Source organism: Mesorhizobium ventifaucium, assembly GCF_935822925.1.
Lineage (GTDB): Bacteria > Pseudomonadota > Alphaproteobacteria > Rhizobiales > Rhizobiaceae > Mesorhizobium > Mesorhizobium ventifaucium.
Window position 1 is genome coordinate 35,534 of sequence record NZ_CAKXZS010000006.1, and the last position, 10,205, is coordinate 45,738.

Below are 10,205 nucleotides of genomic sequence, written 5' to 3' on the forward strand. Positions count from 1 at the left end.
ACTCGTGTCGTATCAATATTTGACCAACACGGAGTTATTTATCTTTTCGCTACCAATTTACAGCGGTCTGTGAATGGCCCGACAGCCTTCGGCCGCCAGGCCTAACCCGGCTCGTGAGGTCTCGCACTCGCCGGCTGGAGCGAATTATAGGCGATTTCATGCATCATTGCTAATTTAGTAAAATGATCATGATCCGTTCCCCTAGCCGCCAGATTGCACGGACCTTGAGTCGACTCGTGGAGGAAGAATGACCGGGATTTCGCCTCCGTTTGCGGGAGTGTTCGTCAAACGGAACATTAGCGTGCGCTAACAGTTGTCTGGCACCAGCGGGCACGCCACCCGCTGCCCGCTGCAGATCGGGACCCTAACCCGATCGGCCCGCGCTCTCCGCCAGAGGCGCGGGTTTCTCAGCGGCCCTTCAGGAACCACCATCCGAGCCGTGCGTTGATAGACGCCGAGGCGTCTGTGCACTGTGAAAGCAGGCTGGACATAAATGCACGGCAAGAGCAGGTCCTTTTTCTGAGGAGTTGGGGCCTGCTTTTTGTTGGTTCAGCCTTTCCACCGTCTCGATAATGGCTTTGGCAAGCGCCTCGCCCTCGTGGATGGGCTCGGGACCATAGAGCAAGCAGGACAGCTTCTTCGCTCGGCAGCACGCCAGCAGGGCAAGTCTGTTCAATAGCCATGCGAACCAGCTTGAGGGCGGCCAGGCGTTATGCTGTTCCCGAACAATACCGAAACCAAGGGCGCGCCAAAGAGGTGGTCAAGGCAGCCCTGGCAGAGGGCGCTGGAAACTAACCTTCTCCATTTTCGGCAATTTGCCAACCGTCGCGATCTCGCGATTGAGCAGCGCGCTCCAGTCACTCATAGCCTGTCATCTCGAGATAGCCGCGCCCGGCATGGGTGCCCTCAAATCGGATCGGGCCTTCCCAATAGGGAAAGCGTGTGTCCATCCAGGCTTCTGGGTTTAGCGTCCGGATGGTCACATCCACTCCGTTTTCCGGCAATTGCACCCTCCAGCGGATCGGCACGCTACGTCCCGCGACTGCCGCCGTTTCGAGCGGCGTCACCCTTAGCGCGCCGGGGGCCTGCGGCTGCGGCCTGCCGTCGGCCTTGATCCATGTGGCCGATGTAAAGCCCGCGCCTCCGTCGCGCAGGCGAAAGCCCATCATCTTTTCGCCGCTGTCGAAATGCAAGGAGAACCAGTCCCACCCGGTCTGATCCTCAGCCAGCGGCTGCGAGGACCATTCGTGGTCCAACCACGCCTGACCGGTCACCGCAATCGCGCCTGCCGGAAGGGTCAGCGTGCCGGTCACGTGGTAGAATGGTTGCGAGTAATAATAGCTCGCCTGCCCCTTCTCGGATTTCACCGAATAGCCTTGCACTCCCTGCGGCACCAGAGGGCCTTTGGCGTCCAGCGCCAGTTCGTAGGAGAACGCCTGTCCCGCCGCACGCAGATCGAGCGCCGACAGCGCATCCGCCTCTGGCAGGGCCCGGCCTGCCATCTGCCAATTGTCAATCCAGGCCGCAAAGGGCGCAGGCGTAACCCCCGCCTGGCCGATGCCGCCCCGTGCCATCCGTTCGGCCACGAATTGGTGCGTTTGCGTCGTCAGCCCCGCATGACCCATCCAAAGCTGCGGACTGGACCAGCCGGACCGCTCCACCGGGGCCAGGGCGGATCGGAAAAGAGTCCATTGCACACCATAGTCCGTTCCATCCGCAGCTTGCAGGTTGGCTGTCAAATACCACCATTCGATCCGGTAACCGGGGTGCGGGCCGTGGTCTGCCGGGAAGTTGAATGCAGTCCCCGGCTGCGGCACTGAAAACCCGTCAGCCTCTGTGCCAAGCCCAGCAAAACCCTGGCCAAAGGCAGGTGCGGCCAAGCACAGATAGATCAGCAATGCCCTAACGCTCATGTGCAAATACGCTCAACAAATCCGATGGCGAAAGACGCGCCAGCCGCCAAGCAGGCACGGCGGCTGCGAGCCCGGCCGCCAGCAGCGCGAGCGCCGCCAGCCGCACCCAGTCACCGGGAAAAAGGTGCATCGGCAGACGCCAGCCAAAAGCCTCGACATTCACCACCGCCAGCAGAACAAAGGCGAGCCCGATACCTACAGGCAGAGCGGCCAGCATGGTCAAGGCTGCCAACAACAAGCCGCGCCAAAGCTCCAGCCATACGAGGTGGCGGCGGGGCAGACCCATGGCCCAGACCGGCGCCAGTTGCGGTAGGCGCATCCCCGACAGGGTCATGAGGCTCGCAAACATCGCCAGCCCCGCGACTCCCAGCGTCAGCACATTCAGCGCGGCTGTCACTCTGAATGTGCGCTCAAACACTTTGAGCGAAAAGACCTTGATCCCGGCCTGGTCAATCACGTTCTGCGCGGGCAGCCCGAATTCCGCCCGCAAACCCGCAGCCAGTGCTTCGGCCTTGCCGGGGGCAATCCGAATGGCATAGCGCAGGCGGGAGACGTCAGGATAGTGCTGGAGCAGTGTGTCGATCCCGATGATCACTTGGCCGATCGGGTTGCCATAGTCGGCATAGACGCCGACGATGCTGGCCCGCCAGCCACCGGGCAGCGTGATCTGGTCCCCCAAGCCCAACTCCTGGCGCCGCGCCAGTTGTTCGTTGATCAGGGCGCCGTCGCCTGTGGCGATCCGGTCCCACACCTCCGGCACTGCAGAGAGGATCGGCCAGTTGTCGCGATAGGTGGCATGATCGGCCACGCCGTATATTGCCGCGGGCTGGCCTGCGACCCGGCCCTCAATGCTCCAGATCGGCAGGACCGCGTCGCTGCGCTGGGCCAGCCAGTCGTGTATCGCCGTGGCCTCTGCTTCAGTGCGGGCGGTCACGTAAAGCTCAGAGGCGAGACGCTGATCGAGCCAGCCGGTGAAGGTCAGCCGAAAGCTCGACACCATCGTGCTGACGCCCACATTGACGGCCAGCGCAAGCAGCAGTGCCATTAGCGCCAATGACAGGCCGGGAAGCTGTTGACGCGTGTCGGCCCAAAACCATTCAGCCAATGGTCCACGCGCCAAGCGGCCGCCAAGGTGCAATATCCCCGTCAGCACGAGCGGCAGCGCCAGTGCCGCCCCCAACAGCAGTGCCGCCAGAAGCGCAAAACCCGCCTCGAGGCCGGATCCGAACTGTGCAATTCCCCCCGCCGTCAACAGGAGCACCATCGCAGCCACGCCTTGCGCGCGCAGGGCCCGCTCCGAAGCCCGCGCCCAGGCCCGAGGCTGGGCCGACGCAAGCAGCGGCAGGTGCCATAGCCGCCAGAGGCTCTGTGCGGCCGCTACCAGCGTGCCGATTACCGCGATCGCCAGCCCCGCTGCCCACACTGCGGGGCGGATCGACAGCGTTCCCGGCACATCGGCCCCGTAAAGCCCGCGCAGGGTGGCGGCGACGTCGGGCAAAAGGGCCGAGGCGACTACATAGCCAAGTGCCACGCCCACCAGCCCCGCGAGGAGGGCGAAGGTCAGCAGCTCGGCGATCAGCAAAAGGACCAGCACGCGTGCCGGCAAGCCCAGTGCGCGCAGCGTGCGAAATACCTGGCGGCGCTGTTCAAAAGCCAGACCGATGGCGGAATGCACGATGAAGAGCCCCACCGCAAAGGCGAGAAAACCGAAAGCCGTCAGGTTCAGGTGAAAACTGTCGGTCAGCCTGGCAAGATCTCCCGTTTCGCTCGGCTCGCGCAGGGTCAGGCCGGGGGCTGTCACCTTTAGAGGGGCACGGCCAATCGGTTGGTCCGGCCAGAGCAAAAGACGAGAGATCTTGTCCTTTGCCCCAAGCAGGACCTGCGCCTGCCCGATGTCGGTGAGGACTGTGCCAGGCGGCAAACCCTCGGCCACGCGCACGGGAGGTGTCGCTTGCTCGGTTAGTCGTGCCGCGGTTTCCGGGGCTGCATAGAGCACACCGGGCGCCGTGATGAACGGCAATAGCTCATCACCCACCGCAACATCCACCTGCTGCGCCTGCGGCGGCAAAGTCAGTGGGTCAATGCCGAGGACGCGCAACCGCACATCCCCAAACCGCATTTCACCTTCAATCACGGGCGAAGCCAGCCAGCCTGCTCGCCGCAGTCTCACAAACACCTGTTGATCCATCCGGGCCCCGTCCTCACGCACCAGTTGCGCGAGCCGGTCCTGCCCAAGGATCGCCGCTGCACGGTCATAGCTCGCCCGCGCCTCACCGTTGATCGCCTGAACCGCTGACCACAGCGCCGTTGCCAGCGATAGCCCCAAAAGCAGCATCGCCAATTGGACAGGCCGCCTGCGCCAGTGAGACAAGAGCGCTGTCAGCCCGGTCCACACCATCACACCAGCCGGCCCGCGTGCAGGTGAACGCGGGCGTTCAGCCGGTTTGCCAGACGGTTGGAATGGGTGACCATTAACAGGGCGGCACCCGTTTCAGCCACCAGCGACAGCATAAGATCGAGTACAGCGTCCCCTGTTGCCTCATCCAGATTGCCCGTGGGCTCATCAGCCAGAACCAGCCGGGGCCGGGCGGCCAAGGTCCGGCCGATCGCCACCCGCTGTTGCTGGCCGGCCGACAGTTGTTCAGGGTAGCGCTTGAGGACTTGGGAGAGGCCCAGCCGGTTGGCAAGGACTTTCAACCATGCCGGATCAGGGCGGCCAGCAAGCCGAGCCTGAAAGGCAAGGTTGGCCGCCACATCAAGCGAAGGGATCAGGTTGAACTGCTGGAACACAAGTCCGATTGTTCCCCGCCGCAGGGCGGCAAGGGCTGTATCGTTCAGCCCCACAATATTGGTACCGCCAAGGTGGATTTCTCCCGCATCAGGGCTGTCGAGCCCTGCAACGAGGTGCAAAAGCGTGCTCTTGCCGCTGCCAGACTCGCCGGTCAGTGCAAGGCTCTTGCCCGCCTCCAGCGAAAGATCGATCCCGTTCAGAACATGCAACGGCCCCTCGCCAGTGGGGTAGAATTTGTCGATCTGGTGCAGCCTCAGCAGCATGTTACTCCCCGGAGGTCCGCGTGCATCTGACACGGCATGCCCGTGAAATAGCGCCAAACAACGACCGCTTTCATACAGCCTCCAAACCCACTGCCTTAATTGGACAATGGTTTTTTTCAGAGGGCTCGCGTTTTGCATCTAACGCGACCTCCACTTGGAATTCGATGTACAATTACGATCTAGAGCGGTTCTCAGCTAGGCGGGATAGGCGTTGACCGTACCGTCGCAACTCACTCTCCAAACGGAACTGGAGCGCTGCCTTCAATTCCTCAGCAGTGCCGATGCCGTTGCTGAAAAGCGCCATGATTATGCCTGCAGCCTGGTCACACTCAGGCGTGCTTGGCTCTATGCCAGCCTCACGGCAATACGCGATCAGAGCTTTCGGGCAACGAGTTCCTCTTCGATCTTTGCGCGGTTGTTTCCATACTTTTTTACCAGCCTGAGGGCATCAGCCCGTTCGAGATGGTGCTTCTTCATGAGGTACCCGACTTCATAGTCTTCGCCACCGTCGACCCGTGCTCTGTCTTGCGGACCACGCTTTGACTTGTCGTCTGCCATGACAACCTCCATGGGCGATCGCCTCGCCCAAACCTGTCAAGGATAATCCTCTAATCGACGGGGACAAGGACGTAGTCCCCAACCATGTCGAAACCGCACAACTCCGCGGTCGCAGGGATAAGCCGATCCCTTACGGGAACGCTTTGCTCGTCCGCTGTTCGAAGCGTTGAGGTTTTCTGGGCTGGTACACGTTCTTGCGGCCGTGGGAGTAAACTTTCCGCGCGACATCACGAATGGAGTCCGGTGATGCATCGAAGGTCGCCAAATAACCCGCTTCGGCTGTGGCTGCTTCCGGTTTTGCGTTCGCGAGCGCTTCGATCTCAATCAAGAACAGCATTTCAAACATGCCATCGTAGCCGAGAAAATGGAGGTATTGTCCGGCCTCGTCGTAAGCTGCGGCTTCGGTTCGGAAAAGTCAGCGCCAAGGTTGAACATACCTCAAGCCGTTAAGAACCGCGTAGCGAACGTCTGTTGCAGGCTCGCGGCCTTGCGTCTCTTCGCATTGTGCGCGTTCAGAATTATCATTCTGGTAGTAGCATCTGTTTTGCTGAGCCCAGCCATGGATCGGCTTCCCATATCTGCCGGTGCCCCGGTGAAGACATGATAGATCGTCCATGACCCGTCCGGCTCTACGCGCCGGCCGTAGTGATAATTCATATCGTATCGATCCGAGGCTCCGCCTTCGTTCTCCCAAATGCTGATATCAACAGCATCGCGAATGCTGATATCAACAGCATCGCGATTTTCGCGGGCTTTGTCGTTGGTGTCGTTCATGGCGGTGCACCTCTTGGGTGGGATAATCAAAGATCCCTATGGTAGAACTAGACCAGCGGCCTCCAGCGAAGCCCGCGCTCTAGAAGCGCCACTCCAGGACGTTTGGGCGCCAGTCGCTACCGACGTCTGGACTTACCAGGTGATGCCGAAAAGCGTCAAATAGACGATGATGCCTATGGCAATCGTGACCGACGCTCTTACGAATAAGCTCTTGTAGTCGTAAAGGTAAACCTGAGCAGGGATATAGGTTTTCACAGCGGCCTCCTTTGTTTTGTTATTTTTTCGGCCAGAAAATCACCCTATCACACAAAGAGCATCCATAATAGTTTTTTTGGAGCTTTCCTGGCGGAAGCGGCTTAGCGGCCAGAACAGGGCATTCGGCAGCTAGCGGTTCTCCAGACAAGCGGCAGTTAAACCGCAATTGGCGCATACCGTTCGTGTATCGTTCTTTTGGCCATGCTTGCTATCGCGGCGTCACAGGCTCTCGACCCGTCAACTCCCCAAATCATCGATTTTGAAAGGGCTGCGTCGCTTCGCGAGCGCAATAATCTGCTCTTTCCAGGGATATGCGAATGAACACCCGCACAAAGCACACGACCGTGAAATTCACGGCACCATTCTCGCTGGGAGGCGTCGATGAGTTTCAGCCGCCGGGCGATTATGCAATCGACGAGGACGACGACTGATCGACGGGATTTCCTGGCTCGCCTACCGGCGTGTCGCCACCTTCATCCATATTCCCGCCGTCTCCTCGACCCTCTATCTCGCGAGCCAGCTTGTGGGTATCGACCACTACGAACTCGAAGCTGCGTTTAGAGCAGGATCAGGAACAGGCGCTAGGCACAATCAGGAGGATCCAGCAATGAACGTTCATCGTTTCGCCGTCGGGCAGTCGGTCAGATGCTATGGTCAAAAAGATAGCAAGGCCGCACATACTAGTGAGCGGCGAGACGAGAAACCATCGGGACAGAAGTAATGTCTGGATCTTTCGAGAGGGGTATTTGGACGGTTGACGGTTTCGCCCGGCATCCTACCCGGCATCCCAAGCCATTCCATCCCCGCAGGCAAGACCGAATACCAAGCCGGGTTTGACCGAGGCGTTGAAGATGCGAAGGAACGGAAGCGGCCTACCAAACCCAAGTAGGCCCGCCATTCCCATACGGCTGGGTAGCGTGGCAACCCCGCATCATCCGGCTAATCAGGTGTTTGTCGGCGTTCTCTTGGCCGGTGAGTTCGCGCACCAGATTCTTGGCGTGCTGAATCCTGTGCGCGTTGGTTACCCGTCCTTCCCCGACCGAAGCCTTGAAGGCATCGCACAGAATTTCAAAGTCGTGAGCGGAGATAAATCCGTCTGAGCGGCTGTCGTTTTCCATCACATAACTCCCATAGGGGCGGGAGTACGATCTACGCTCTCAAGCGCCAGCGCCCGTTCAGTGGCCAGCGACATTGGGAATGTACGCTTTCGACAATCCATTAGCGAGTCATTATGTACCGGCCTGTCACCGGCATTGGTGAATCCGTTCGCCGGGAAGGCACAAAAAAACCCGCTTTCCAGAGGGGATGTTTGAAAGCGGCTTCGTAGCCACCGGACGCGGCGGGGGGCCGCCCGGTCTCTATCAACATATGCGCGAAGTGTTGGTTCCACGGCTGGATAGCGTTTGGCTCGCGTCTAGCCTTCCACACTCTGCGCGCCGATGGGGCTTGCAAGGACGACGGGAGAACACCATCTTTTGATAGCGAACAAACTGGAAACGTCGGTTCGAGTCCGGCGGCCCCGACTAATCGGGGTTTCGTCTAGGGTTAGGACGCCACACTTGATAAACGCCGCTCCCTTCCGGTCGAGCGGCGTTTTCGTATCTTCAAAAGCGAACGAACGGCCCGCCTTGTGAAAGGGCGAGCCGTTCTTTTCGGGTTTGTCATTCCCTTACGGCTGGGTAGGGTCAACTTGGCCTGCTGCCTGTCCACTGAACCGGCAGCAAGCCAGAGAGACCCACCCGGCGGGGCATTTAGTGCGCGACTTCGATAAACCACGGATGATCCTGCGATTGTAGACCTATCTTCCAGCAGCCGAGATGTGCAACTCGGCTTAACGATCGATCTCTCCGAACACGATGTCGAGCGAACCAATGATCGCGGAGACATCGGCGATCATGTGGCCCCGACACAAGAAATCCATTGCCTGCAGATGGGCGAAGGAGGGTGCGCGGATCTTGCACCGGTAGGGAACATTGCTGCCATCGGAAATCAGATAAACGCCGAACTCACCCTTCGGTGCTTCGACCGCAGTGTATACCTCTCCGGCGGGCACGCGATGCCCTTCCGTGTAAAGTTTGAAATGATGGATCGTCGCTTCCATCGAGCGTTTCATCTCGGCACGCGACGGTGGCGCTTTTGATTTGGAATCGCCACCGGCCCCCGGCCTTCCGGTGAACGCAGCTTTTCCAGACATTGCTTCATGATCCGAACCGATTGACGCATTTCCTCCATGCGGACGAGATAGCGGTCATAGCAGTCCCCGTTCTTGCCGACAGGAATATCAAAATCCATCTCAGGATAACATTCGTAGGGTTGCGCCTTGCGCAAATCCCAAGCGGCGCCCGATCCGCGCACCATCACGCCTGAGAAGCCCCAAGCCCAGGCATCGTCGAGGCTGATCACGCCTATATCGACGTTGCGCTGCTTGAAGATACGGTTGTCGGTGAGCAGCACTTCGAGATTGTCGCAGACCTTGAGGAACGGGTCACAGAAATCCCAGATGTCGTCCAGAAGTTTCGGAGGCAGATCCTGATGCACGCCGCCGACCCTGAAATAATTCGCGTGCATGCGGGCGCCGGAAGCGCGCTCGTAGAAGACCATCAGCTTCTCACGCTCGGCGAAACCCCAGAGCGGCGGGGTCAGCGCGCCGATATCCATGGCTTGCGTCGTCACATTGAGAAGGTGCGACAGAAGCCGGCCGATTTCGCAAAAAAAGACACGGATGAGCTGTCCGCGCCGCGGAACCGATATTTCGAGCAGCTTCTCGGCGGCGAGGCAGAATGCATGCTCCTGATTCATTGGCGCGACGTAGTCGAGCCGATCGAAATAGGGCAGGGCCTGCAGATAGTTCTTGTGCTCTATGAGCTTCTCGGTCCCGCGATGGAGCAGGCCGATATGCGGATCGACGCGCTTGACGACCTCGCCATCGAGTTCAAGCACGAGCCGCAAGACACCATGCGCGGCCGGATGCTGCGGTCCGAAATTGATGGTGAAGTTGCGAATTGCGGCCTCGGCCATGGCAATCCTTCCGGCCTCGTAGTTCGCAGTCGATCTCGAATGCCCGATGCAAAGTGCGGCGCCTGACCGACGATCAAATCAAGTCGTCGTCTGGGCCATCGTCACCGATGTTTGGCAGCGACCACATGCGACGAATCCAGCCCGACCGCTGCCGACACCGACACGGCAGGTGGCGTCGCATCGATCGAACTTTGCAGGATATACAACTCTTCAGAGCTCGTTTGGGTAATCACGGCATCGACCTCCGATTTAATTTCCGGAGGCAAATCCTCGATGTCGATGACCGCTACGCTCGTGAAGTCTGGTCACACAAAGTTGGCGGAGCCTGGGTTACATCTGGGGGAAGTTGCGCGCCCGGGGATTGAGCGTAAACTGGCGACGCCACGCCGAGTGCCAAAAGGACGGCGATTGTCGTCAGCATGCGCATGATCTTTCCGTTCCCGTTTGCTCAAAGGAGGATCATCTTGATGGCAACAAAGAGTATCCCTTAGTTGTGGCCCTCGGCTGCCACAGATGTGGCCAAATGGTGAAAGCCGTGCCTGGGAGCTGTTGCCTTGGACATGTCAATCGTGAGACCGGTAATTTTGCTGGGGTAGTGTCTACAGGGATTGGCAGCAAGGTCCGATCCAACAC

Annotated in this window: 7 protein-coding genes and 2 pseudogenes; all 9 read right to left on the bottom strand. The window is 59.6% G+C overall.

From position 1 onward, the window contains the following. Positions 1–857: 857 nt before the first annotated feature. On the bottom strand, positions 858–1,913 hold the full coding sequence (locus NMG70_RS05455) for a lipocalin-like domain-containing protein (protein WP_254023590.1): 1,056 nt from the start codon (positions 1,911–1,913) through the stop codon (positions 858–860). Next, on the bottom strand, positions 1,903–4,311 hold the full coding sequence (locus NMG70_RS05460) for an ABC transporter permease (RefSeq protein ID WP_254023591.1): 2,409 nt from the start codon (positions 4,309–4,311) through the stop codon (positions 1,903–1,905). Before NMG70_RS05460 ends, NMG70_RS05455 begins: the two co-directional genes overlap by 11 nt. Continuing rightward, entirely contained in the window at positions 4,311–4,967 is a 657-nt protein-coding gene (locus NMG70_RS05465) for an ABC transporter ATP-binding protein (RefSeq protein ID WP_254023592.1), read from the bottom strand. The genes NMG70_RS05460 and NMG70_RS05465 overlap by 1 nt, the downstream gene beginning before the upstream one ends. 372 nt (positions 4,968–5,339) lie before the next feature. Beyond that, positions 5,340–5,525 (bottom strand): DUF3606 domain-containing protein, encoded by a 186-nt coding sequence (locus NMG70_RS05470; RefSeq protein WP_123149696.1) that lies wholly within the window; start codon positions 5,523–5,525, stop codon positions 5,340–5,342. Between the two features lie 130 nt (positions 5,526–5,655). After that, positions 5,656–5,877 (bottom strand): annotated as a pseudogene (locus NMG70_RS05475) (DUF1488 family protein); the annotation flags it as partial. A gap of 86 nt (positions 5,878–5,963) precedes the next feature. Beyond that, positions 5,964–6,299: a hypothetical protein gene (locus NMG70_RS05480; protein ID WP_123149587.1), complete on the bottom strand. Its 336-nt coding sequence runs from the start codon at positions 6,297–6,299 to the stop codon at positions 5,964–5,966. Between the two features lie 132 nt (positions 6,300–6,431). Continuing rightward, positions 6,432–6,554 (bottom strand): hypothetical protein, encoded by a 123-nt coding sequence (locus NMG70_RS32625; RefSeq protein WP_258122430.1) that lies wholly within the window; start codon positions 6,552–6,554, stop codon positions 6,432–6,434. 872 nt (positions 6,555–7,426) lie between these two features. After that, complete coding sequence (locus NMG70_RS05490) at positions 7,427–7,672, bottom strand: hypothetical protein (RefSeq protein WP_254023593.1); 246 nt, start codon at positions 7,670–7,672, stop codon at positions 7,427–7,429. A 713-nt stretch (positions 7,673–8,385) separates the two neighbouring features. Further along, positions 8,386–9,572, bottom strand: a pseudogene (locus tag NMG70_RS05495) (NADH-quinone oxidoreductase subunit D). Between the last annotated feature and the right edge of the window lie 633 nt (positions 9,573–10,205).

Excerpts from the sequence above, each read along its gene's own strand:
- NMG70_RS05465 (WP_254023592.1), bottom strand. The coding sequence starts at position 4,967 with ATGCTGCTGAGGCTGCACCAGATCGACAAATTCTACCCCACTGGCGAG.
- NMG70_RS05470 (WP_123149696.1), bottom strand. The coding sequence starts at position 5,525 with ATGGCAGACGACAAGTCAAAGCGTGGTCCGCAAGACAGAGCACGGGTC.
- NMG70_RS05480 (WP_123149587.1), bottom strand. The coding sequence starts at position 6,299 with ATGAACGACACCAACGACAAAGCCCGCGAAAATCGCGATGCTGTTGAT.
- NMG70_RS05490 (WP_254023593.1), bottom strand. The coding sequence starts at position 7,672 with ATGGAAAACGACAGCCGCTCAGACGGATTTATCTCCGCTCACGACTTT.
- NMG70_RS05460 (WP_254023591.1), bottom strand. The coding sequence starts at position 4,311 with ATGGTGTGGACCGGGCTGACAGCGCTCTTGTCTCACTGGCGCAGGCGG.
- NMG70_RS05455 (WP_254023590.1), bottom strand. The coding sequence starts at position 1,913 with ATGAGCGTTAGGGCATTGCTGATCTATCTGTGCTTGGCCGCACCTGCC.